Below are 21480 nucleotides of genomic sequence, written 5' to 3' on the forward strand. Positions count from 1 at the left end.
TGGCCCTTGATACTCCCCAAAAACGAGTCCAGAATTAAGTCTTTTCCTGCTTCGGCAAGAAAAGAAAACCCTTATTTTTCAATGGGTCGGTCGCCAGATGCGAGTCTCGTTTCCCGCTCCAAATTCAAAAAAACGCCGCTCATTTGAGCGGCGTTTTTTTATGCGCGCAAAAAAGCCATTTCAATGCCCAAGGTTATGCATCCGGCGCTCAAGGGGTTTTAACGAGCGACTTGTCTTGTGTGAGGGGCGTGGCAACGATTTTCCTTAATATTGAAGGGGAGGTGAGAGTACTTCCTGCAAAACTTAAGCGAAAACGCTGAGGAAGATTAATAGTTCATTCCTAAAAAAATGCACTTCTCCTAACCTTCCAGTACCCCTTCTGGAGATGCATTTATGCTGATTTTCGTTAAATCGATGGTCATAGGGTTGTGCATTGCAGCCCCTGTAGGACCGATTGGGCTGTTGTGCATACAGCGAAGTCTGATGCTTGGGTGGAGAGCCGGTTTCGCGACGGGATTGGGCGCGGCCACAGCCGATTCGATCTATGGGTTCATCGGTGCCCTGGGTGTCACGGCCATCATTGCGACGCTCATCAGCTTTAAACCTTGGTTGTGTATTTTTGGTGGGCTGTTCCTCGCCTACATTGGCTATCAGACAATACGATCGAAGGGCGGCGCGGCGGCCATGGCGGGTGAGCGGGCCAACATGTTCAAAGCCTACTCGACCACGCTGTTCCTGACGCTGTCCAACCCCATGACCATCTTGTCGTTTATCGCGATATTTGCCGCGTTGAGTGATGGTATGGCCAGTGACCAAGGCGGCCAGCACGCCTTGCTGCCAATGGTGACCGGTATCTTCCTGGGCTCGGCTGCCTGGTGGCTGGGGTTGAGTGGGTTCTCCTCCATTTTCAAGGCGCGGATTGCCGAATCAAAGCTAAGGCTGATCAACTACTTTTCAGGGGCAACCATCACCATCCTGGGGGCCTATCAGGTCGCCACTGGCGTCATGCTGGCCACGGCAACCTGACCCGGAGCTTATGCCGCGCTGAGCGAGGCATAAGCTGGTGTCTCCCTTCTATGCACGCAGGACGTTTACTGCAGCCTGAACTCGACGTACGCCCTGAAACGGCCTATCGCTTGGGTGATTTGTGAGGTGGTTGCATTGCTGAACGACAGCCTGACCTGGGTGGCCGCCTCATTCATCAGCGAAAACAAGGTGGTGGGAAACACAATCACCTTGAACAGCCTGGCGCATTCACGCATTTCAGAATATCCAAAGACGAAAGGCAGCTGCAGATTGATGAAGAAGCCGCCTGCCGGATGATTCCAGCTGACCGCGCTTTGAGCGCCGACCTTGAGTGGAAATTCGCGCTCAAGGCATTCCAGCATGTGATTTCTTTTCTTTGTATAAGACAACACCCTGGGTTGGTTCAGCCCTTTGAGCGAGTAGTTGTGCTCGATCAGCAAACCTGCGACAACCGCTTGGCACAGGGCAGGGGTATTCACTGTGATCAGGCTTTTGGCCTTGCACAATCGACCGCTGAAGGACATGACCCCAGCGCCCTCCGGGGCGACCACATAGCCCATGCGCAAGCCCGGGAAAATCGATTTGGCAAACGAGCCCAGCAAGAACACCCGACGGCTGTCGATGGACTTCATGGACGCAATGGCATCGCCTTCGTACCTGAAGTAACGGTAGGCAGTGTCTTCGAGGATGAAAAAGTCCTTTTCATTGGCCAAGGAAAGCATGGCTCTTCTGTCGTCATGGGAAAGGCTATCGGCGGTAGGATTGCTAAAGTCCGCAATCGCATAGAGTGCCTTGATTCTTTCACCTCTGGATTCCAGCGCTTCAATGAGCTTGCGCAGGGCGATCGGATCAAGAAAGACCGTCATGGGAACGGGGACTATTTTTATTCCCAGCAGCTTTGCGATACCGGTTATCCCGGAAAATACCGGGTCAGGTACCAATAAAACCCCGCCGCCATCAAAAATGGACAGGAGCGTCAAGGTGCAGGCTTCTTGAAAGCCCATGCACACCACAATGCTTTCAGGGTTGGAAACGTTGATCGCTTCATCCACCTGCAAATGACTGGCGATTATTTCATTGATGATTCCAGCGGTTTTTCCATATTGGCACAGCAGCGTCGCAAGTGACTGTTCGGTGCCGGCAACGTGATCTTTGTATTGGGCCAGGCCCCTGTCGATGAGCGACGGGTCGCACTGCTCATCATCGGGTCGACCGGAGGCCAGTGAAATGGCCTCCGGGTTTTCCTGGGCAATGGAGTTCAGGAGGTGGATGACGTTCAGGATGGGGTCGTCGAATATCGTGTTGTCGAATGCGCTGGACAATTCGTTTCTCCATAAAAAAGCAACGAGCCATTGAAGGCCCGTTGCTCATGATCAACACCCGCTACGCAGGATCGAGTGAGTGTTCTTGATCGACCTTGCTCTCCATGGCTTTGAATGCCTGCAGCAAGTCTGCCTTGAGGTCATCCAGGTCCTCCAGGCCAAAGCACAATCGGACCAAGCCTTTCTCAATGCCCATGTCCGCTTTTTCCTGGTCTGTCATCGAGGCATGGCTGCCACTGAAGGGCTGGGCAACCATTGATGTCACACAGGCCATTCCAGTGCCCGTGCCAAACCATTTGAGCGTGCTGGTGAACGTTTTGTAGAAGGGAACCAGGTCGGGTCGAATATCAACAAACACAATGCCGCCATAACCGGTCAGTTGTTTGCCATCGACGCGTGGGTAATAGACATGCTCAATAAAAGGCAGCTCGCGCAGATAGTTGAGCATGCTGGATGTCGTCTGGCTGTGTTTCTCCATGCGCAGGTTGAACGTCTGCATGCTTCTGCGCAGCAACCATGCGCTGTTGGGGGTTAATATCGTGCCTGAATAAAAGCGCCCCTCAAGCAGGCGGTTGTAAATCATTTCACTGTTGACCAGAACCAGGCCGCCCATGACATCGCTATGCCCGGAGAAGTACTTGGTTGCGCTGTACAGCGAAATGTCGGCGCCAAAGTTCAACGGCTTCTGAAATATCGGCGTGGCCCAGGTATTGTCAACCACCACCAGTGCCTGCGGGTTGTTTTGCTTGACGGCCCGGCTGACCGCATGAATATCAATGTCTTTCAGGAAGGGGTTGGTCGGTGTTTCGAAAATGACCATGTCGACGTTCGCCGGCAAGGCCTTCAACCCCTCTGCCGTGGTGAGATCCAGGATGGTCAGGTGCGCGCCGATGCGTGCCGCATACCGCTGGAACAATTTATAAGAGCAGCCATAGATGTATTTGTTGATGACCAGCGAAGCACCCGGTTTCAACAGTTCCAACACCATGTAGATGGCGCTCATCCCGGTGCTGTAGGCCAGGGCATATTCGCTGCCCTCCAGGGACGCGACAACCTGTTCCAGCTCACTCACATTGGGATTGGCCTTCCTTGAGTAGAAGAAGGCCGAGTCAGCGCTGAAGGCGCTGCACTGATAAATAGGCGTTACCGAAGGACGCGCGTCCCGGTCATCGACCTTGATATGAAGTATTTCAGTAGACACTTTCATGCTTGGCTGACCAGTTTGATGACCTGTTCATACATGTTCTGCTTGCCCTCGTAACCAACGGTCGGGGTAATGTCGTTTTGTGAAATACCAATCTCTTCAATCGATTCCGTTGGGAAGTGAGCCCTGTCGAATACTTCATGAAGGTTCGAATTCACCCCGTTGGGGAGCCAGACCTCAGGACCGGTTTCATCGATGCGTGCCTTGGCAATAATGAATCGATAGCTTTCATGTGGCCGTAGCGTCAGTGATTTCCAATCGCTGTTGTGTCCGTCCGTATAATTGCGCCGCAGGTAGACGGTCTGTTCGAAATCTTCGGTATTGAGCACTTGGGCGTGCAGCGACACGATATCCCCATGCCACTCGAACTTGCGTTTCTCGTAAGCGCTCAGCGCGTCCTCTCGCAGCTCAACAGGCGCGTTCGCCTGGTGTTCGCCCAGCAATTTGAAATGCGCATCGTGCCCGCATTCAGAGCAGCAACCCTTGCTGTCCAGCCCGATGATTTCAGCGTTCAAACCGTAGCGAGTGACGAGCAGGGCGTTGCAGTTGTTGCAACTGGTATTGGTCCCCTCGACGTCATTCACGTTGCCCAGGTAGACATGCTCAACGCCCATGCTTCGAGCAACGTCCCGAGCTTTCAGCAGCCGGTCCACAGGGGTGCGGATGCTGTTGCTCATTTTGTAATCGGGGTGGAACCTGACGAAGTGCAGCGGCACATTCGGGCCCAGCTCATCCAATACCCACTGGCTGATTTTCCGGGCTGTTTCCTCGTCGTCGCTGATGTCGGTCACCATCAAGGTGCTGACCTCAACATATTTGCCGGCGTCATAGACCTTCTTGATACCCGCCAGGACTGGCTCTACCCAGCCGGTGGTGACCTTGCGGTAGTATTCCGGGGAAATCGATTTCAGTGAAATCGAGAAAATATCGATGACCGGCAACAATTCATCAATGGCCTCTTCGCTGATAAAGAACGCCGATTTATACAGGTTGATCAGGCCCGCTTCCTTGGCCAGCTTTGCTGTGTCGAGAATGAATTCATGCCAGACAACGGGATCGTTATACGTCCAGGAAATGACGCGTATTCCGTGCTTGAGCGCGGTTTCCACAACTTGCTCGGGGGTGTAGTAGTAAACGTCTTTGTCGGTGACGTACTTGGCTTGCGAGGTCTTCCAGTTGTGACAATAACCGCAGTTGAGCATGCAGCCGATATTGCCCAGGGACAGGATCCGTTCTCCAGGGGCAAAGTGGAAAACGGCTTCGGTCTCGATCGTTTCTTCTGTGCTGTGAACGCCTTTGCCATAGTTCAATGTGACGAGTCTGCCGCCTCGGTTTCCGCGCACTTTGCAAAAACCTACCTTGCCCTCCTGTATGACACAGTTTCGCGGGGAAAGATGACACTTGACGACGCCCCCTGGGAGTATTTCTTCCAGTTTTGCCGGGCTGCTTTCCAAGGTCCAGTTTTTATTTTTTGTAGTGTCCATCTTTCTCAGTCCTCATCACGGAAGTTGCTATCAATATCATCGGTTGAAAAAAATCGAGGCGAAACGATCCCGCTGCCATGGATGGCAGTCATCTTTATGGGGATTAGTAAGCGGATGAAGCGCGAATCAATCCATAGTTCTTGAGGGAAAAGCGCTTGGCATTCATGTTCATGAAAGGTTGAATAAGCGGGCCGATAACTAACAGGAATGCAATCGTTCCCACGCCGAACGGGCCGCCTAAAAGCCATCCGCTCGAAAAGATGCCAATTTCAATGATCATTTTGGCTTTGGTGAATGACCAGCCCCACTTGGAAACCATGGTCAGTACCACGAGGTCCATGATTCTGATTCCAATACCGCTCATGATGATCAATGCCGAGGAGTAGGCACATAACATCAGCCCCGCCGCCAATAACGTGTACTCATTCATTCTGGCGATCAAATACTCTCCGAGCCCCAACCATGACCAGAGGTCAATCAGCAGACCGGTCAATGTTGTTGTAATAAAGGGACTTATCGGCGGGTATTTCTTGTTCCAGAGCATCCACCATGTCAGGAAAAAGAGGGACACGATAGCCGAGCAAACGCCCATGCCAAGCATAAGTATCTTATCGATCGAGATGATCAGGACGTCTAATGGGTCAGTACCCAGTTGACTGATGATGAAGCACTTGGCGCCCAGCGAAAAGAAACCGACACCCGTCAAGTACATCAGGATCTGGTCCTTCTTGAAACGGCGAAGATTTAGGACTTGCGTACCAATATGCTGGGTGAAAGAGTATGACTTTTTTCCACACTTTATCTTTTCATCTTCCATGCGAACACCATCCCTGGAGAGAATATTTTATTATGAGTGCGTCACGCTAAAGAGCAGGGCTATTGATTGCTCTCAGGCTTCAGGCTGGGAATAGACTAGCGCTATGCTTTATTTTGGTGCATGCTTTTTTTAATGAAAAACGCGGGCTTTTCATTAAAATTTATACTTTTAACCGGGGAAAACGCACATGGATCGTATAGACGTCAAAATCCTGGGTAAGGTACAGGACTGTGGTCGCATTTCCATCACAGAGCTTTCCAAGCATGCAGGCCTTTCTATTCCTGCCACCAATGACAGGTTGCGTAAACTTGAAGATTCAGGGGTGATCAAGGGTTATTGCGCTCAGTTAGATCCAACCAAACTGGGGTACGGCATATCAGCTGTCGTCGGCATCACCACACTCAAGCCGGCGAAAGCCAAATTGATCGCGACACTCACCGACATACCCGAAGTCGTCGAGTGCTTGCACATCACGGGAAACGACTCCTACCTGATCCGGATCTACGCCAGATCCATGGCTGAGATCGAGGACATCATTGCGAAAATCAACGCGTACGGAGAGACGCGTACCAGCATTGTCCTGTCCATTCCTATCGAGAGAAGAAAACTCGCCCCGTGAGTCAGGGCGCCGCTTACTGACTACGTGCTTTGCTGAACAAATAGGGCTCACCCCTCAAGGCTGTGCACCAGGTTTTCGATAGCGTCCAGGGCGTCATCCTGAAGCGGCGGTGCAGCACTTGCGCTGCGCATCTGGTACGCAAGACGGTATTCACTGGGGGTGCAACCGGCGTATTGCTTGAAGGCGCGGGCGAAGTAGGAGGGGTCCTTGAAGCCGGCCTCATAACCGATGCTGGTGATGGGCATCTGGCTGTTGTCGAGCAATTCCTTGGCAAAGCTCATGCGTTTGTTCAGTACGTAGTCGGTGAAGCCGAGCCCGTTGGCTTCCTTGAACACACGGCTGAAGCGAAAGGTCGTCATGCCACAGCGCTTGGCCAGATCGCGCTGATCGATGCTGTCGCGAAAATGCTGGTCGATGTACAGCATGATGTGGCTGAGGGCATGGTGCTTCTGGTGCCCGGCGGTCAGGCGGATACTGTCCGGCAGGGTAGGGGAGTGGTCGATCTGCGAGGTCTTTGCCCGGCCATTGGCATGGCGGCGCAGCTCGCACAGTTGCACCACGGCCGTCAGGTAGCGCTTTTTTTCGGTGCCAGACAGGGGCAGCACCATGTATTCCCAGACGCTGGAGCGCATGGCCCACACCGCCAGTTCCTCGGAGTGCTGCACGGTGAACATGGTGATGGGGATGGCCGGGACGGTCCGCTTGATCTCCAACAGGCGCCGCAGGCCCGGCGTGTCCGGGCGATCGAAGTGGATGCAGATCATGTCGACCTGTTCCCCGCTGGGCAGCATGGCGTTTTTTGCCAATGTGCAATCGCACGTGTCCAGGAACTGGGAGATGAGTTCCTTGCTGGACCGATCATGAGTCAGATCGAACCATAACAGCTTTGGCTTGCCAGTCAGATTTGACGTCATAGGACGACTACCCAGCGGTTCTTCCTGCCCTTTAGCTAGCAGTATTGTCACTGTGCTATCACTTCGCCGAATAAATTTTTATAAAAACTCGATCTTTTAGCGCCAGCCCCTGTCACCGGATGCTGGCGAGCCCTGTTTGCGCTGCGGCCCGGATGGATTTTCCGATCCTGGACCGTTTCCCATACCCCGCAAAAAAATCCTAGCGATGTGCAAAATCCTCCTAACGGCTATCACCACCTGCTGACTAGGGTTGCATCAGGCAGTTCGCAATGTACTGCCCCTTGAGAAAACAACCCCGATGAGGTGTGCGAAATGACTCTTCAAACAATCAAGGCTTCGGTACTGAAGTTCGCCAAAGATGAAGATGGCTTGACCATTGTGGAATACGCCGTGGCGGGTGGGTTGATCACCGTGTTGGTGGCCGCAGCCTTTGTGCTTCTGGGTGGTGCCGTCAATACCAAGATCCGTGCACTGTGCCAAGCGGTCAACGGCAACGTTGCCTGCTGACAGCGGCAACTTGCGGTGACGGGGACACGGCAACTCTCAAGGAATAACGCTTGCGACTCTTTTGCAGTGAGTACAACGAATAAATCAAATGGACTTGGCGCTGTCCCCTCCAACTTAAGTTCGTAGCAGTACCACTTACGAGCGTGAGGTTCATGCCATGACTTTCCATACGATAAGCACTTCGATCAGCAAGTTCGCCAAAGATGAAGACGGCCTGACCATCGTTGAATACGCGGTGGCGGGGGGCTTGATCACGGTGTTGGTAGCGGCAGCATTCGTCCTTCTGGGTGGCGCCGTGGATACCAAGATCCGGGCGCTGTGCCAGGTCGTCAATAGCAACGTCGCCTGCTAACGAAAATCACCCTAGGGAGACGCATCATGTCCATGGAACTGCTGGTGTCGACGGTAGTGCTGCTAGGACTGCTGGGTGTGGCGGTGGTGAGCGATCTGCTTCGCCACCGCATTCCCAACACACTGGTGCTGTTGGGCCTTGCCCTGGGATTGGCCGGCCAGGTGTATACCGGCGGGATCGGCGGCTTGGGCGACAGCCTGCTGGGCATGCTGATCTGTTTCGGGCTGTTCCTGCCCATGTACGCCGTCGGAGGCATGGCCGCCGGTGACGTCAAGCTGATGACCATGGTCGGCAGCTTCCTGCCTTTTCATTACGCACTGTGGGCGGCGCTGTTCAGCCTGATCGCCGGCGGTGTGTGCGGCTTCCTGATCGTCCTGGCCCGCGGCCAACTGCTCCAGACCCTGGGGCGCTACTGGTTGATTGTGAGGGCCCAGGCCTATCTGGCACCGACTTCCGATGAAGTGGCCGGCAAACCCTTTCCTTATTCGATTGCGATCCTGATCGGTACTTTGAACAGCGTTTACTGGCAACTGGTTGCCGGCGGCTGGGGAGTCTAGTCATGCACGTCATCAACGATAGCGATGCCTATCCCAGCGAACGGGAAGCAGTGCAACGCCTGGCGCCACAGCCCTGCACCATTCGCGACACCGGCCTGACCGACAGTTTCCTGGGTGAGCTGGTGTGCAAGCATCTGCACGATGCCGGGGTGCTGGACATGACGCGGCTGGTGGAGCGCCTGGCCCTGACCGGCGCGGTACTGGAGGAAGTCCTGGCGTTCCTGCGCAAGGACGGTCGTGTCGAAGTGCTGGGCCAGTTGGGGCAAACGGGCGGGCAGACGCTACGTTACGGCCTGACTGAGCGCGGCCGCAGTTCGGCCCGTGACGCTCTGGCCCGCAGCGGCTACATCGGCGCGGCGCCGTTCCCGGTGAGCACCTATCGCTCGCTGATCAAGATCCAGACCATTCACCATGGCCGCATCACCGCCAAGGACATGCACCAGGCCCTGGCCGGCCTGGTGCTGAGCCAAGGCATGCTCGACCAGTTGGGCGTCGCCCTGAACTCCGGGCGGGCGATCATGATCTACGGCCCGGCGGGCACGGGCAAAACCTACGTCAGCAGCCGATTGATCCGGCTGTTCGCCGAGGCGATCTGGGTGCCCCATGCCATCGTCATCAACGAGTCGGTGATCGAGATCTACGACCCGCAGGTGCACCAGCGCCTGGATGACAACGGCCAATCGAACAACCTGATGCTCAACGAAGGCATCGACCGTCGGCTGCTGTGCTGTAAACGCCCGATCGTCATCACCGGCGGCGAGCTGAACATGGAACAGTTGGACGTGCGCTACGACCCGTTCACCCGGCAATACCAGGCGGCGTTGCAGCTCAAGGCCAGCAACGGCCTGTTCATCATCGATGACATGGGCCGCCAGCGCATGGCCCCGGCCGAGTTGCTCAACCGCTGGATCGTGCCGATGGAGGAGAAGCGCGACTTCATCAACCTGGGCGGCGGCCGGCATTGCGAATTGCCGTTCGACCTGGTGCTGGTGTTTTCCACCAACCTCAACCCCCTCGAATTGGCCGATGAGGCCTTCCTGCGGCGCATTGGCTACAAGGTGCAGTTCGGCTATCTCAAGCCCGAAGAGTACGAACGCATCTGGCGCCAGGAGTGCGAACGCCTGGGCATCCCCTATGACCCGCTGCTGGTGCGCTATGTCCTGCAGCGGCTGTATGCAGGCGAAGGCATGCCGCTGGTGCCTTGCCATCCCCGTGACCTGTTGAACATGGCGCTCGACCGCCAGCGTTACCTGGGCGGTTCCGGGCCCCTGTTGCCGCAAGAGCTGGAATGGGCCTGGCACAACTACTTCGTTCAGCTCGACTTCCTTTGATCTGGAGATACCGACATGAGCTCTCGTACGCTTCCGCTGATAGGCGTTTCCCTGGTAATGGGCCTTGGTGCCGCGTGGATGGCCGACTCCTGGCTGAGCGCACGACTCAACGCGACCCCCGATGACCACTTGCGAAGCGTGGTGGTCGCCACGGTGGAAATCCCCTTCGGGCAAATGGTCGAGGCCCAGCAAGTCACCACCGTGCGCATGCCCATGGACACGATCCCGGACGACGCCTTCGATTCCAGCGAGCAGGCCGTGGGCAAGATCGCCACCTTCGACATCCTGCGCGGCGACATCGTGCGGGGCGCGCGTTTGAGCGAGCACTTGGGCGGCAGCACCCTGGCTTCGCTGATTGCACCGGACAAGCGGGCCATATCGGTACGCGTGGATGATGTGGTCGGCGTGGGCGGCTTCCTCTTGCCGGGCAACCGGGTCGATGTGTTGGCAACCAAGAGTACCAGCGCCGGCAGCAACAGCGCGACGTCCCGGACCCTCCTGGAAAACCTGCGGGTGCTGGCCGTGGACCAGACCGCAGGCACGGACAAAACCCAACCCGTAGTGGTGCGGGCCGTGACGCTGGAAATGTCCGCCACCGAAGCGGAATTGCTGGTCACGGCGCAGACCGAGGGCAAGCTGCAATTGGCCTTGCGCAACCCGTTGAACCTGGAGAAGAAGGCCGTGGCCGTTGCGCCGCCAGCCCCTGCGCCGGCGATGGCGGTGGCTGCCGCTGCGCCGCCAAAACTAATGGTGCAGCGCAGTGCCAAGCCGCAAGGCGGGTCGATCACGCTGATCCGCGGGATTGAAAGCAGCGTGATCAATGTTCGCTGACTAACGCCTCCATGCCAGGCCGTTACGGGCCGTGGCGATGCCGATCCTCAAACGTTGTAATGAGGGCTCGATGATGAATGCCAATATCCGGCGCCAGGGAGGGGCGGTGAGTGTACTGATGGTGATCGCGCTGGTGGCGATTTCCATGATGGCGGCGTTGGCGCTGGATGGCGGGCACATGCTGCTGAACAAGACGCGCCTGCAAAATGCGGTGGATGCCGCCGCCTTGGGCGGCGCCAAGACCCTGAGCCAGGTCAGTGGCGGCATCAACATGGCCAGCACCACCCGCGCGGCGGCCCTGGACACGCTCAACAGAAACGCCACCGCCGCCGGCAACACCGAGTTGGCCACCGCAATTGCCGGCAACCCGGGCGCGTTTGCCGTGGTGGAATTGTCCAGCAGCGTCTACGGCCCGTTCTCCTACCCAGGACCTGCCGATGCCAAGTACGTACGGGTGTCGGTGTCCAGCTATCAATTGAGCGGGTTTTTCTGGAGCTTCGTGCAAACGATGGGCAGTGCCGGCTTGGGTAACAAACGCGTGGCGGCGATTGCCACTGCGGGGCCCAGTCCGACCTCTCCTTGTGACCTGGCGCCGTTGATGGTCTGTGGCAATCCCACTCAGTACAACCCGGCCGCCGGCAACTTCTGGGGGTATCAGTTTGGCGACCTGAACGTCCTGAAAACCGCTGCGGGGAACACCTCGCCCATCGGCCCTGGCAACTTCCAATTGCTGGATTTCGGCTCAGGCGGCAGTGCCGTCCGTGAAGACCTGGCCGGCGGTGGCTCGGTTTGCCGCAGTGTCGGCGACAACGTCCAGACTGCGCCCGGCAATAAAGCCGGCCCAACCTCCCAAGGCTTGAATACGCGCTTTGGTATCTACAACGGCCCGGTCAGTTCTTCGGACTACCCACCGGACCTGGTCACGGCCTCAGGCTCCCCGGCGATCACCTACAACGATGCGCTCTCCCAGGCGCAATACAAAGGTAAACCCGTCACGTCGAGCAACGGCAATCTCTCGGCGGGTGGCGAGGCGATACAGGATTACAACGACTGGCGAGCCAAGGTCGCCGCTTGTGTGGCAGGGGGCGCCAGCGGTTGCGAAAGCAACGGGGTTTTCGAGCGCCGGATGCTGAAAATCGTGATCGGCAACTGCACCGGTAAGCAAGGCGGCTCCACCTCGATTCCCGTCTTGGGGTTCGGTTGTTACTTCGTCCTGCAGCCGGTGAATGGCGGTGGTTCGGACTCCATCATCTTTGGCCAGTTCGTCCGGGAGTGCGAGGGCGACAACGTACCCGGTCCGACGCCGTCCACCGATTCGGGCCCACAGATCATCCAGCTCTACAAAACCTATCTCAACGGCAGCGGCACTCCGAGCACCGACTCGTAGGAGGCGTCATGGGACTTTCTCAGTTCAAACCAGCGCATGTCCAGCAAGGTGTGGCCCTGGTGGAATTCACCCTGGTGCTGCCGTTGCTGCTGTTGTTGCTGCTGGCCTTCGGCGAGTTCGGCCGCATGCTCTACCAGTACAACGTGTTGTTGCAGGCCAGTCGCGATGCCGACCGCTTCGTCGCCAGCCAGGCGTGGAACTCGACCCTGGGCGCCGTCGCTTTGAGCGGCACGCTCCAGACCCAGACGAAAAACGTTGCGGTGTATGGCGTGCCCAGCGCTGCCGGTAGCGCCGTGGTGTCTGGGTTGACCACGGCTAACGTGCAGGTCGCCGCCGTGGGCACCGATCATGTGCGCGTGACCATTACCTACACCTTCTGCCCGGTGATTGGTACGGGCAACTGTAATGGGTCGATCCCCGGTTTTTTCGGCAACGCCATTCCGCTGGGTATCCAGTTGGTGGCGACCACCGTCATGAGGGCACTCTGATGAACAATAAGCACATGCGCGGCACTTACGTCGTGGAGTTCGCCTTCGTTGGGCTGTTGGTGTTCACGCTGTTGTTCGGCGTGGTGGAGATGGGCCGGTTGTATTTCACCGTCAATGCGCTGGATGAAGCCGCGCGGCGCGGTGCGCGCCTGGCGGCGGTGTGCAATATCAGCGACCCGGTGGTGTTGCGTCGGGCCATCTTCAACGCGGCGACGGATTCAGGCACCAGTCAGTTGATCAGCAGCCTGGCGACCACGAACCTGGCGCTGACCTATCTGGACGTCAATGGCGCCGTGGTAGCCAACCCCGCCGATACGTCCGGCGTCACTGGGTTTCGTGCCATCCGCTACGTCCAGTTGAGCGTACGGGGCTTCGTTTTCAACCTGTTCATTCCCGGGTTGGGCGTGTCCATCACCTTGCCCGCATTCAAGGCCATCCAGCCGCGCGAAAGCCTTGGGCGTCATACCGATTCAGGGGAGATCACACCATGCTGAATACTCGGGAAACTCCGCTTGCGAGCGTCACCGGCAAGGCCGGGCTGCGGCTGCTGATCAGCAGCCGCGACGCCACGTCGCTGCGCGACCTGCAATGTGTCTGCCAGCGCATGCCGGGCCTTGAAGTGAGCACGCGCCTGGTGAGCAACGGGCACGTCGATCCACTCTACGGCCTGGACCGCATGCCCGACCTGCTGTTGTTGCGCGTCAGCCACCTGTGGCGCGAAGAATTGTCAGCCTTGCTGCAACGTCCGGCCCATGAGCGCCCCCCCTGTTGGTGTGCGGTTTGCTGAGTGAGCAGGAAAGCATGCGCCTGGCGATGCAGGCCGGTGCTCGTGACGTGTTGCCCGAACCCATCGCCGATACCGAATTGGTCGCTGCGCTCAATCGCCTGGTCGCGGACGTGCGCCTGGGCAGTGGCAACGAGGGCAAGTTGGTCGCTGTGATCGGCGCCAAGGGCGGCTCCGGCGGGACCCTGGTGGCGTGCAACCTGGCCCAGCAGCTCAGTGCCCGGGTCGGCAATACCTTGCTGCTGGACATGGACCTGCAATTTGGCAGCGTGACCCATTACCTGGATGTGGCGCAGTCCCACAGCCATCTGGAAGTGCTGCAGCAGATCGATGACATGGACAGCGTCGCGCTGCGGGGGTTTTGCAGCCACTTCAGCCCGACCCTGCATGTGCTCGGTGGCCGGGCGGGCGAATTGTGCCTGCCCCAGGACGCCCAACCCGAACAGCTCGATGCCCTGTTGCAACTGGCCCGTGCCAGTTATGACTGGGTGATAGTGGACCTGCCGCGGCAGATCGATCACCTCACAGGTTCCGTGCTGGAACAGGTGGACCGGGTGTACGTGGTGGTGCAGCAGAGCGTCAGCCACCTGCGCGACGCCAGTGCCCTGGTGCGCATCCTGCGTGAAGACCTGGGCGTGCGCGGGGATCAGTTGCAGATCGTGATCAACCGCTATGACAAAAACGCTGCTGTCAGCCTCAAGGACATCGGCGAGGCCCTGCGTTGCACGAACCTGTCGAAATTGCCCAATGACTTCAACCTGGTCAGCCAGAGTCAGAACACTGGCGTGCCGTTGGGGCTGCATGCGCCGAAGGCGGCCATCACCGCCGCCCTGCGCGATTTGACCGAAGACCTGGTCGGTCACCAGATGGCCACAGACAAGGGCTTGCTTAAACGTGCCTTCAACCGTTTTTTCGGGGGATGACCCATGATCAGCGACTTTCGTAACCGCTTGCGCAAACAGCCCGCCAAACCTGGCGCTTCAGTGGGCACCCAGCCCGGCGACGGCCTGCCGGACCCGACAGAGGCGTTGATGGCCTGGGAGCAGGCCATCCCGGATGTGCTCTACGAAACCCGCAGCCAGGTCACCCCGGTGGAAGCCGAATGGCGGGAAAAGATCTACCAGCAATTGCTCAAGGTCATGGACCTGTCGTTGCTCGATGCCCTCGAACAAGTCGAGGCCACGCGGCAGATACGCGATATCTGCCAGCGCCTGCTCGAGGAACATTCGGCACCGGTGAGTACGGCCAGCCGGCAGTTGATCATCAAGCAGATCACCGACGAGGTGCTCGGCCTCGGGCCGCTGGAACCGCTGTTGGCCGACCATAGCGTGTCCGACATCCTGGTCAACGGCTTTGCCTCGGTCTATGTCGAACGCTTCGGCAAGCTGCAACGCACCGACGTGCGTTTTCGCGATGACCAGCATCTGCTGAACATCATCGACCGCATCGTGTCCAGCCTGGGGCGGCGTATCGACGAGTCCTCACCGTTGGTGGACGCCCGGCTCAAGGACGGTTCGCGGGTCAACGCGATCATTCCACCGCTGGCCATCGACGGTCCGAGCATGTCGATCCGGCGTTTCGCCGTGGACCTGCTCAACACCGACAGCCTGATCCAGGTCGGCACCATGACCCCGGCCATCGCCTTGTTGCTCAAGGCCATCGTGCGCGGACGCCTGAACGTGCTGATCTCCGGCGGGACCGGCAGCGGCAAGACCACCATGCTCAACGTGCTGTCGAGCTTCATTCCCCATAACGAACGTATCGTCACCATCGAAGACTCGGCCGAGCTGCAACTGCAACAGCCCCACGTGGTACGCCTGGAGACCCGGCCGTCGAACATCGAGGGGCGCGGCGAGGTGAGCCAGCGCGAGTTGGTGCGCAACAGCCTGCGGATGCGCCCGGACCGCATTGTCATCGGCGAGGTGCGCGGTGCCGAGGCGCTGGACATGCTCACGGCGATGAACACCGGCCACGATGGTTCGCTGACCACCATTCACGCCAACACCGCACGCGATGCCCTGGGGCGAGTCGAGAACATGGTGTCGATGACCGGGGCGACTTTTCCGATCAAGGCCATGCGTCAACAAATTGCCTCGGCCATTGATGTGGTGATTCAACTGGAGCGTCAAGAAGACGGCAAGCGACGCGTGGTGAGCATGCAAGAGATCAACGGGATGGAAGGGGAGGTCATCACCATGACCGAAATTTTCTCCTTCGTGCGCCAGGGCATCGGCGAGCACGGCGAGGTGCTCGGGGAGTATCGGCCCAGCGGCATGATCCCGGCTTTCCGCGATGTGCTGGCCAAGCGTGGCATCGAGTTGCCGCTGACCTTGTTTCGCCCTGAGTGGATGGAGGGCCGGCCGTCATGAGCAATATTCCCAGTGAGTTCATCCTGATTTTCCTTGGCATGGTGTTCATTGCCGTGTTCCTGCTGTCCCAGGGCGTGGTGGTGCCGGTGTTCGGCGAGGCCGGCAAAATGCGCAAGCGCATTCGCGGGCGCCTGCATGTGCTGGAAAAGGCCAACCACTTGCCCAACATGCAGACCGTGTTGCGGCAGAAATACCTGACGCGCCTGTCACCCCTGGAAGCCCGCCTGGAACAACTGCCGTTCATGGCCAACTTGACGCAACTGATCGAGCAGGCCGGGCATGAATACCGGGCTTATCGGGTCATGCTGCTCGGTCTGATCCTGGGCGTGGCGGCCGGTGCCCTGGTGCTGATGGTTTCGCCGGTCTGGTGGATGGCGCTGGTGGCGGCCTTTGCGGTGACCTGGGTACCGGTGTTGAAAATCCTGCGTGACCGCAGCAAGCGTTTCGCCGCGTTCGAGGAGGGCTTGCCGGATGCGCTGGACGCCATGTGCCGGGCCTTGCGCGCCGGCCACCCGTTCAACGAAACCCTGCGTCTGGTCGCCGAGGAGCACAAAGGACCGGTCGCCCAGGAGTTCGGTATGACCTTTGCCGACATCAACTACGGCAACGATGTGCGCCGGGCGATGCTCGGGTTGCTGGAGCGGATGCCGAGCATGACGGTGATGATGCTGGTGACCTCGATCCTCATCCACCGCGAAACCGGCGGCAACCTGACCGAAGTGCTGGAGCGCCTGAGCCGCTTGATTCGTGGTCGGTTTCGTTTCCAGCGCAAGATCAGGACGCTGTCGGCGGAAGGGCGCATGTCGGCCTGGGTGCTGGTGGCGATCCCGTTCGTGCTGGCGATCGCCATCGTGCTCACCAGCCCCAGCTACATGCCGGTGCTGATCAATGACCCCATAGGACACAAGCTGATCATCGGTGCGTTCTGCGCCATGTTGATCGGGATTTTCTGGATAAGAAAGATCATCCGGATCCAGGTTTAAGCGCTGTCGCGCCGAGAGGTTTCAGTCATGGACTTTTTGCTCGGATTGTTGAGTCGGTTCACCGGCAACGAAGAACTGGCACGCCTGTTATTCATTGCCACGATTGGCCTGAGCGCAGTGCTGGCGGCCGCCGCGCTCCTGCTATTGTTGCTGGGCCTGCAGGATCCGGTGCAGCGGCGCCTGGCGCTGATCAAGCGCGGTTACGCGGGCAGTGCAGGGCAGGATGCGCCGGGTAACCTGCAACTCTTGCTGGAGCGCGTCGGCCAGCGCTTTGCCTCGACCGACCAGGCCCACACGTCCGCTACCCAGACTTTGCTGACCCATGCCGGTTACCGCTCTGCCTCGGCAGTGCAGATGTATTGGGCCGTGCGCCTGATGCTGCCGCTGTTGCTGGTCGGCGTGGCGTTATTGCTATTGCCGATGGTCAAGGTTTCAGTGGTCATCGGTCTGCTGGCGGTGACGCTCGTGGCGGGCATCGGCTGGTTGCTGCCGGCGATCTACGTCGGCAAACGCAAGCAGGCACGGCAAGGCCGGCTGCGCGCCGCGTTTCCGGATGCGCTGGACCTGATGGTGGTCTGCGTCGAGTCGGGCCTGGCCTTGCCCACGACGATTGAGCGGGTGGCTGAAGAAATGTCGGTCAGCCAGGTTGAGTTGGCCGAGGAGCTGGCGCTGGTCAATGCACAGATCCGAGCCGGCATCACCAGCACCGAGGCCCTCAAGCAACTGGCCGTGCGCACCGGCCTGGAGGATATCCAGGGGCTGGTCAGCTTGCTGGCGCAAAGTATCCGTTTCGGCACCAGCGTGGCCGACACCCTGCGGATCTACGCCGATGAGTTTCGCGACCGGCGTACTCAGGCTGCAGAAGAAATGGGGGCCAAGATTGGCACCAAGCTGATCTTTCCGCTGATTTTCTGCTTGTGGCCGAGCTTCTTCCTGGTTGCCATTGGTCCGGCCATGATCGGTGTGTTCAGGGCTTTCGGGAATATGTAGATCGGTGGGTGTTCATGAGTCTTGTGTTCGCCACCGTCTCATTGTGGGAGCAGGCCAGGATGTTGTTGACTGAGTACATATCCATTGCTGCGGTAACGGCTACTTAGGGTTCCGCTCTTACAGCGGCTCACTTTTGAGAAGCGCAAAAGTAAGCAAAACGCTATATGCCCCACCACTCGGTGCCTCGCTTAGGCTCGGCATGCCCTCACTCCGGCATTGTTACGTGGGCCCGCCGCGAAGGGCCATCCATGGCCCAGCGCGGCTATCCCGGCATCCATGCCGGGATGCCCACTCCACAATGCCTGCGTTCGGCCATCGTGGTTAACGGGGCGCCCGAGATCAACGTCTACCGCGAGGCGGCCTGACAGCCGACCTGGTTCTCACGGTCGTGCACCCATCAGAGCTGTTGTGGGAGCAAAGCTTGCTCGCGAGGCGGCCTTATAGCCGACCTGGTTCTCCCGGTCGTACACCCGTCAGAGCTGTTGTGGGAGCAAAGCTTGCTCGCGAGGCGGCCTGACAGCCGACCTGGTTCTCACGGTCGTATACCCATCAGAGCTGTTGTGGGAGCAAAGCTTGCTCGCGAGGCGGCCTGACAGCCGACCTGGCTCTCCCGGTCGTGCACCCATCAGAGCTGTTGTGGGAGCAAAGCTTGCTCGCGAGGCGGCCTGACAGCCGACCTGGTTCTCACGGTCGTGCACCCATCAGAGCTGTTGTGGGAGCAAAGCTTGCTCGCGAGGCGGCCTGATGTAGTGGTCAACTTTTTCCGGACACCTCAATCGGTGTTTTTCAGGCTGCTTGCCGCTCATACTGATTGGGCGGCAAATAGCCCAAGGATGAGTGCATTCGCCTTTCGTTATAGAACCGCACAATGTAGTCCGTGATGTCCTTGATCGCTTCGCCATGGTTGGCGTAATCCTTTCTCCAAACACGCTCCATCTTCAGATTCAAGAAGAAGCGCTCCATGACCGCGTTGTCCCAGCAGTTACCCCGGCGACTCATGCTGCAGCGCATTCCATGCCGCGTCAGCAAGTCCTGGTAAGCAGTGCCCGCATATTGGCTGCCTCGATCCGAATGCGCGGTCAGACCCGGTTCAGGTTGTCTCTGCGCGATGGCCAGTTGCATCGCACTACACGCTAATTCTGCCCGCATGTGCGGTGCCATGGCCCAGCCCACGATCTTGCGTGAGTACAAATCCATGACGGCCGCCAAGTACAACCAACCACTTCGGGTGCGGATGTAGGTGATGTCAGCGACCCATGCCTGGTTGATGCGCTCGGGGTCGAACTGGCGATTGAGTAGGTTCTCAGCCACCGGAAAATTGTGATTGCTGTCGGTGGTATGAACGAACTTACGCTTCCAGATCGGGCGCAAATCCTGTTGTTTCATCAGGCGACGGACCTTGTGTCGTCCGATGGACACGCCATCGCCGCACAGTGCTTTCACCAAACGACGGCTGCCGTAACAGTGCTCATAGGACACGAATGCAGCCTTGACCTGGGCCGCAACCGAGCAGGCAGGTTTTGGCTTCAGGCGCCGCTGACGAGCTTCATAGAAGCCCGAACGACTAATCCGCAACACCCGGCAGATACGCGCCACCGGATAGGCCTTGCATTGTATTTGGTGAACCAAGCGGTGGATCACTTCAATTCGCGGGCAAAGAAGGCCGTAGCTTTTTTTAATATTTCATTGTCCGTCTTCAGCTCGCGGACTTGCTGTTCAAGCTGGCGAATACGCTGTTGCTCGCTGGTCAATGGCTTGCCAATCCCTGCACCGCCCAATTGCTCGGTCTGGTACTGCTGAACCCAGCGGCGCACGGCCGTGTCGCTCAAGCCTAAGTCTGTACAAACTGAATTCACACTGAGGCCTTGATCAACAATCATCTTGCAGACCTTCAGCTTGAAATCGGGGTCGAACTTTCTGTACTTCTTGGTCATGGAGTATTCCTCAATAGGTGTAGTTTCACCTATTGAGGTGTCCGGGGTCATTAGACCAGCTCATGACAGCCGGCCTGGCTCTCCCGGCCGTACCCCGATCCAATTAATGTGGGAGCGAGCCTGCTCGCGAAAGCGGTGGGTCAGTTTGCATGGATGTTGGATATGAAGGCCCCTTCGCGAGCAAGCTCGCTCCCACCGGTGATCTTGGGTGTCCATGAGTCTTGTATTCACCACAGGCTCCATTGTGGGAGCGAGCTTGCTCGCGATAGCGGTGTGACAGTCAATGAAGGTGTTGGGTGTCAGTCCGCCTTCGCGAGCAGTGAGCTCCCACCGGTGATCTTGGGTGTCCATGAGTCTTGTGTTCACCACAGGCTCCATTGTGGGAGCGAGCTTGCTCGCGATAGCGGTGTGACAGTCAATGATGGTGTTGAGTGTGCGACCGACATCGCGAGCAGACTTGCTTCCCCCAGGTTTTTCCGGCGGTCAACCAAAAGACCGCAGCCCCCGGCAGTGCCTACATCGGATCAAATGTAGGCGCTGCCGGGGGCTGCGGTCTTTTCGTTTGCTGCGTGTGTCATTTGCTACTGGTGATTTCTCCGCCCGAGTCCTGGTCAAAGAACTCCGGGATCGGGTAGTTGAAGCTGTTGAGCCAACGCTGCATGGCCATCTCGCGTTCGGCGGCAGAGGCGGTTTGCAGGTTGGTGGAGGCCACCACGCCGCGAATCTGCAGTTGCATCCAGCTCTCGGTGCCTTGCTGTGCGGGCGAAGAGGGGCCTGGTTCAATGGCCCAGGCGGTGCTGGAGAGGCCCACCAGGCATGCGATCATCAATTGTTTGGTCATCATTTCTTGGACTCCTCGTAACGCTCTACTTGACCGCGCCGGTTGAGGCATCGACGATCTCGGCGGGGCGGTTGGCGGGTGACGTCACTGCGTTAGTGGCCGAACCCCTGATTTTTTCCGCACGGGCTTGGGCAGCTGCGACTTGCTGGGGGCTCAGCTTGGCCATGTTCGCGAGCTCGGCGGCCTGTTTCCAGTTGTCCTGGTAGATCAGCAGGGTCACCATGTTGAGCGCTGCCAGCGTGTCTGACTGCTGGAGCTCCATGGCGGTCATGAACTCGAAGCGAGCTTCTGAAATGCGTCGTTGATTGAGGTAGACAACCCCCAGGTCATTGCGGATCTTGCCTTCGGTCGGGGCCATTTTTGCTGCGCGTTCGAGGTATTGCATAGCGGTCGCATTGTCATTTCTGGCAGCCGCCAGCTGACCAAGACCATGTTCACCGTCGGCGGCCAAGCAAGTCCCGAGCAGGCTTTTGTACAACGGTTCGGCCTCGTTGCGCCCCATCAGGCGCAGGACCCGAGCCTTGCGCAGGCGGACCTGGACCAAGTCTTCGGGCAAGCGTTCGAGGTTCGCCAGGCTGGCGTACAAACGGCCCTCGTTGGCCATGTCTTCCGCCATGTTCAGGGCCAGTTCCTGATCGGATCCGGGCTTGGCGCAGTCGGCTGAGCGTGAAGCCACAACGTTGTTGCTGGCACAGCCGGCAAGCATCAAGCTCGCCGCTATTGCGATCACTGCTTTCATT

General features: G+C 58.3%; 21 protein-coding genes and 1 pseudogene. 14 read left to right on the forward strand and 8 right to left on the reverse strand.

Annotated features, from left to right (window positions below; genetic code table 11):
* Positions 1-393 precede the first annotated feature (393 nt).
* On the forward strand, positions 394-1026 hold the full coding sequence (locus KI237_RS09150) for a LysE family translocator (protein WP_212799538.1): 633 nt from the start codon (positions 394-396) through the stop codon (positions 1024-1026).
* A 65-nt stretch (positions 1027-1091) separates the two neighbouring features.
* Here KI237_RS09150 and KI237_RS09155 read toward each other — a convergent pair whose 3' ends face one another.
* From KI237_RS09155 to KI237_RS09170, 4 genes are all read right to left on the reverse strand, one after another.
* Positions 1092-2348, reverse strand: coding sequence for an aminotransferase-like domain-containing protein (locus KI237_RS09155; RefSeq protein ID WP_212799539.1), 1257 nt, complete (start codon positions 2346-2348; stop codon positions 1092-1094).
* Between the two features lie 61 nt (positions 2349-2409).
* Positions 2410-3555, reverse strand: coding sequence for a PLP-dependent transferase (locus KI237_RS09160; protein ID WP_212799540.1), 1146 nt, complete (start codon positions 3553-3555; stop codon positions 2410-2412).
* Positions 3552-5036, reverse strand: a complete 1485-nt coding sequence (gene amrS / locus KI237_RS09165; protein ID WP_212799541.1) for an AmmeMemoRadiSam system radical SAM enzyme — start codon at positions 5034-5036, stop codon at positions 3552-3554. Before amrS ends, KI237_RS09160 begins: the two co-directional genes overlap by 4 nt.
* A gap of 103 nt (positions 5037-5139) precedes the next feature.
* Positions 5140-5853, reverse strand: a complete 714-nt coding sequence (locus KI237_RS09170; RefSeq protein WP_212799542.1) for a YczE/YyaS/YitT family protein — start codon at positions 5851-5853, stop codon at positions 5140-5142.
* A 187-nt stretch (positions 5854-6040) separates the two neighbouring features.
* On the opposite strand from KI237_RS09170, the gene KI237_RS09175 reads away from it, so the two are divergent.
* Complete coding sequence (locus KI237_RS09175) at positions 6041-6472, forward strand: Lrp/AsnC family transcriptional regulator (RefSeq protein ID WP_060741195.1); 432 nt, start codon at positions 6041-6043, stop codon at positions 6470-6472.
* A 47-nt stretch (positions 6473-6519) separates the two neighbouring features.
* Here the strand turns inward: KI237_RS09175 and KI237_RS09180 are convergent, their stop codons facing one another.
* Positions 6520-7386, reverse strand: coding sequence for a response regulator transcription factor (locus KI237_RS09180; protein WP_212799543.1), 867 nt, complete (start codon positions 7384-7386; stop codon positions 6520-6522).
* A 312-nt stretch (positions 7387-7698) separates the two neighbouring features.
* Here KI237_RS09180 and KI237_RS09185 point away from each other — a divergent pair, with 312 nt between their 5' ends.
* The 12 genes and pseudogenes from KI237_RS09185 to KI237_RS09240 all read left to right on the forward strand — a co-directional run bounded on the left by KI237_RS09185 (position 7699) and on the right by KI237_RS09240 (position 17965).
* The gene (locus KI237_RS09185) at positions 7699-7893 is read left to right on the forward strand and encodes a Flp family type IVb pilin (protein ID WP_008070254.1); all 195 of its coding nucleotides are present in this window, start codon (positions 7699-7701) and stop codon (positions 7891-7893) included.
* Between the two features lie 157 nt (positions 7894-8050).
* On the forward strand, positions 8051-8245 hold the full coding sequence (locus KI237_RS09190; RefSeq protein ID WP_212799544.1) for a Flp family type IVb pilin: 195 nt from the start codon (positions 8051-8053) through the stop codon (positions 8243-8245).
* A gap of 26 nt (positions 8246-8271) precedes the next feature.
* Positions 8272-8802 carry an A24 family peptidase gene (locus KI237_RS09195; RefSeq protein WP_212799545.1) on the forward strand — a complete coding sequence of 177 codons (531 nt, stop codon included), beginning with the start codon at positions 8272-8274 and terminating at the stop codon, positions 8800-8802.
* A gap of 2 nt (positions 8803-8804) precedes the next feature.
* Positions 8805-10133 (forward strand): DUF8689 domain-containing protein, encoded by a 1329-nt coding sequence (locus KI237_RS09200; RefSeq protein WP_212799546.1) that lies wholly within the window; start codon positions 8805-8807, stop codon positions 10131-10133.
* 15 nt (positions 10134-10148) lie between these two features.
* Positions 10149-10964 carry a Flp pilus assembly protein CpaB gene (gene cpaB, locus KI237_RS09205; protein WP_212799547.1) on the forward strand — a complete coding sequence of 272 codons (816 nt, stop codon included), beginning with the start codon at positions 10149-10151 and terminating at the stop codon, positions 10962-10964.
* 70 nt (positions 10965-11034) lie between these two features.
* Positions 11035-12351: a TadE/TadG family type IV pilus assembly protein gene (locus tag KI237_RS09210; RefSeq protein ID WP_212799548.1), complete on the forward strand. Its 1317-nt coding sequence runs from the start codon at positions 11035-11037 to the stop codon at positions 12349-12351.
* A gap of 8 nt (positions 12352-12359) precedes the next feature.
* Positions 12360-12839, forward strand: coding sequence for a TadE/TadG family type IV pilus assembly protein (locus KI237_RS09215; protein ID WP_212799549.1), 480 nt, complete (start codon positions 12360-12362; stop codon positions 12837-12839).
* A complete protein-coding gene (locus KI237_RS09220) occupies positions 12839-13333 on the forward strand; it encodes a TadE family protein (RefSeq protein WP_212799550.1) in 495 nt (164 codons plus the stop codon). Before KI237_RS09215 ends, KI237_RS09220 begins: the two co-directional genes overlap by 1 nt.
* Positions 13327-14546: pseudogene (locus tag KI237_RS09225) on the forward strand (AAA family ATPase). The gene KI237_RS09220 and the pseudogene KI237_RS09225 overlap by 7 nt, the downstream one beginning before the upstream one ends.
* Before the next feature lie 3 nt (positions 14547-14549).
* A complete protein-coding gene (locus KI237_RS09230; protein WP_212799551.1) occupies positions 14550-15992 on the forward strand; it encodes a TadA family conjugal transfer-associated ATPase in 1443 nt (480 codons plus the stop codon).
* A complete protein-coding gene (locus KI237_RS09235) occupies positions 15989-16975 on the forward strand; it encodes a type II secretion system F family protein (protein WP_212799552.1) in 987 nt (328 codons plus the stop codon). Before KI237_RS09230 ends, KI237_RS09235 begins: the two co-directional genes overlap by 4 nt.
* Positions 16976-17002: 27 nt before the next feature.
* Positions 17003-17965: a type II secretion system F family protein gene (locus tag KI237_RS09240; protein WP_212799553.1), complete on the forward strand. Its 963-nt coding sequence runs from the start codon at positions 17003-17005 to the stop codon at positions 17963-17965.
* A gap of 786 nt (positions 17966-18751) precedes the next feature.
* On the opposite strand, the gene KI237_RS09245 is transcribed toward KI237_RS09240, so the two are convergent.
* The 3 genes from KI237_RS09245 to KI237_RS09255 form a co-directional block, all read right to left on the reverse strand.
* A protein-coding gene (locus tag KI237_RS09245; RefSeq protein ID WP_212799554.1) for an IS3 family transposase occupies positions 18752-19899 on the reverse strand; the annotation gives its coding sequence in 2 pieces (ribosomal slippage) (positions 18752-19644 and positions 19644-19899; 1149 coding nt in all).
* Between the two features lie 574 nt (positions 19900-20473).
* Positions 20474-20743, reverse strand: a complete 270-nt coding sequence (locus KI237_RS09250; RefSeq protein WP_212799555.1) for a DUF3613 domain-containing protein — start codon at positions 20741-20743, stop codon at positions 20474-20476.
* Between the two features lie 22 nt (positions 20744-20765).
* Complete coding sequence (locus tag KI237_RS09255) at positions 20766-21479, reverse strand: tetratricopeptide repeat protein (RefSeq protein ID WP_212799556.1); 714 nt, start codon at positions 21477-21479, stop codon at positions 20766-20768.
* Position 21480 lies beyond the last annotated feature (1 nt).

It is taken from the genome of Pseudomonas sp. St316 (genome assembly GCF_018325905.1).
In the GTDB taxonomy this organism is placed as follows: Bacteria; Pseudomonadota; Gammaproteobacteria; order Pseudomonadales; family Pseudomonadaceae; genus Aquipseudomonas.

Bases quoted from the DNA above. Each gene is read 5' to 3' on its own strand.
- KI237_RS09150 (WP_212799538.1), top strand. From the start codon at position 394: ATGCTGATTTTCGTTAAATCGATGGTCATAGGGTTGTGCATTGCAGCC.
- KI237_RS09160 (WP_212799540.1), bottom strand. From the start codon at position 3,555: ATGAAAGTGTCTACTGAAATACTTCATATCAAGGTCGATGACCGGGAC.
- amrS (WP_212799541.1), bottom strand. From the start codon at position 5,036: ATGGACACTACAAAAAATAAAAACTGGACCTTGGAAAGCAGCCCGGCA.
- KI237_RS09170 (WP_212799542.1), bottom strand. From the start codon at position 5,853: ATGGAAGATGAAAAGATAAAGTGTGGAAAAAAGTCATACTCTTTCACC.
- KI237_RS09175 (WP_060741195.1), top strand. From the start codon at position 6,041: ATGGATCGTATAGACGTCAAAATCCTGGGTAAGGTACAGGACTGTGGT.
- KI237_RS09180 (WP_212799543.1), bottom strand. From the start codon at position 7,386: ATGACGTCAAATCTGACTGGCAAGCCAAAGCTGTTATGGTTCGATCTG.
- KI237_RS09185 (WP_008070254.1), top strand. From the start codon at position 7,699: ATGACTCTTCAAACAATCAAGGCTTCGGTACTGAAGTTCGCCAAAGAT.
- KI237_RS09190 (WP_212799544.1), top strand. From the start codon at position 8,051: ATGACTTTCCATACGATAAGCACTTCGATCAGCAAGTTCGCCAAAGAT.
- KI237_RS09195 (WP_212799545.1), top strand. From the start codon at position 8,272: ATGTCCATGGAACTGCTGGTGTCGACGGTAGTGCTGCTAGGACTGCTG.
- KI237_RS09200 (WP_212799546.1), top strand. From the start codon at position 8,805: ATGCACGTCATCAACGATAGCGATGCCTATCCCAGCGAACGGGAAGCA.
- cpaB (WP_212799547.1), top strand. From the start codon at position 10,149: ATGAGCTCTCGTACGCTTCCGCTGATAGGCGTTTCCCTGGTAATGGGC.
- KI237_RS09210 (WP_212799548.1), top strand. From the start codon at position 11,035: ATGATGAATGCCAATATCCGGCGCCAGGGAGGGGCGGTGAGTGTACTG.
- KI237_RS09215 (WP_212799549.1), top strand. From the start codon at position 12,360: ATGGGACTTTCTCAGTTCAAACCAGCGCATGTCCAGCAAGGTGTGGCC.
- KI237_RS09220 (WP_212799550.1), top strand. From the start codon at position 12,839: ATGAACAATAAGCACATGCGCGGCACTTACGTCGTGGAGTTCGCCTTC.
- KI237_RS09230 (WP_212799551.1), top strand. From the start codon at position 14,550: ATGATCAGCGACTTTCGTAACCGCTTGCGCAAACAGCCCGCCAAACCT.
- KI237_RS09235 (WP_212799552.1), top strand. From the start codon at position 15,989: ATGAGCAATATTCCCAGTGAGTTCATCCTGATTTTCCTTGGCATGGTG.
- KI237_RS09240 (WP_212799553.1), top strand. From the start codon at position 17,003: ATGGACTTTTTGCTCGGATTGTTGAGTCGGTTCACCGGCAACGAAGAA.
- KI237_RS09250 (WP_212799555.1), bottom strand. From the start codon at position 20,743: ATGATGACCAAACAATTGATGATCGCATGCCTGGTGGGCCTCTCCAGC.
- KI237_RS09255 (WP_212799556.1), bottom strand. From the start codon at position 21,479: ATGAAAGCAGTGATCGCAATAGCGGCGAGCTTGATGCTTGCCGGCTGT.